This is a genomic window from Mycobacterium sp. E3298 (genome assembly GCF_001666895.1).
Classification (GTDB): Bacteria; Actinomycetota; Actinomycetes; order Mycobacteriales; family Mycobacteriaceae; genus Mycobacterium.
In genome coordinates, this window is record NZ_LZJB01000349.1 from 1 (window position 1) to 970 (window position 970).

A 970-nucleotide genomic window follows, 5' to 3' on the forward strand; every position below is an offset into this window, starting at 1 on the left:
CGATGACGCGCAGCCGGTCGATCTCCAGCGCCTTGGCGGCGGCCTCCAGGAACGGCGCCTCGTCGCTGATGGCGACGCCCTCGGGCGTGCGCTCGATGGTGAACGCCGAGAGCGTGTCGACGACGTTGGCGTACATCACCACGGTGTCGGTGTCGACCATCGTGCACACCGTGTCCAGGTGCATCTGGGCGCGGCGCTGGGCGATCGGCACGGCGAGCACCTTGCTGGCGAGGCCGTCGTCGAAGAGGCTGCGCGCCAACGCTTCCGCGCCGGCCGGGGTGGTCCGCTCGCCGACGCCGACGGCTATCACACCCGGGCCGAGCAGCAGCACGTCGCCACCCTCGACGGGCGCGGTGCGCGACTCGTAGGCGCGCCGCACCCCGGTGAACCGCGGATGATGGGCGTAGATCAGGTCGGTCAGCGACGCCTCGCGCACCCGGGCGCGCAACGCCAGCGTGGGGATCACCACGCGCGGACCGATCCAGATCGACGAGTCGCGGGTGAACACCAGGTTGGGCAGCGGCTCGATGACGAAGTCCGCGCCCTGGTGCATGCGCAGCACCAGCGAGACGTCGGTCCGGATATCCGACGGCAGTTCGTTGAACGTCATGCCGGCCATCAGCACGTGGGCCAGCCTGTCCGCGTCGAGCCCCCGCAGATAGCCCGAAAGTGCTTGCGCCAGAGGCACTCCCAGCCGGCGCGCGTCGACAGCGGCGGCCACGCCCTGCATCCGGGCGGCCCCGCTGTGGGTCAGGGCCTCGGCCAGCAGGTCGGCCAGCAGCAGCACCTCCACCCCGCGGGAGCGGAGCAGCTCGGCGAACTGGTCGTGTTCGTCCTGCGCGCGGGCGACCCAGGGCAGCCCGTCGAAGAGGAGCTGATCCATGTTGCGCGGATTGAGCCGCCGCAGCTCGCCGCCGGGGCGGTGCAGGATGACGACGCGCAGCGCTCCCACCTCGGAATTGGTGCCCAG

General features: G+C 71.5%; 1 protein-coding gene. It reads right to left on the minus strand.

Annotated elements, in window-relative coordinates; translation table 11 throughout:
• The coding region (locus A9X05_RS16205) for an arginine deiminase family protein (RefSeq protein WP_231975343.1) at positions 1-970 on the minus strand (970 nt) is incomplete at both ends.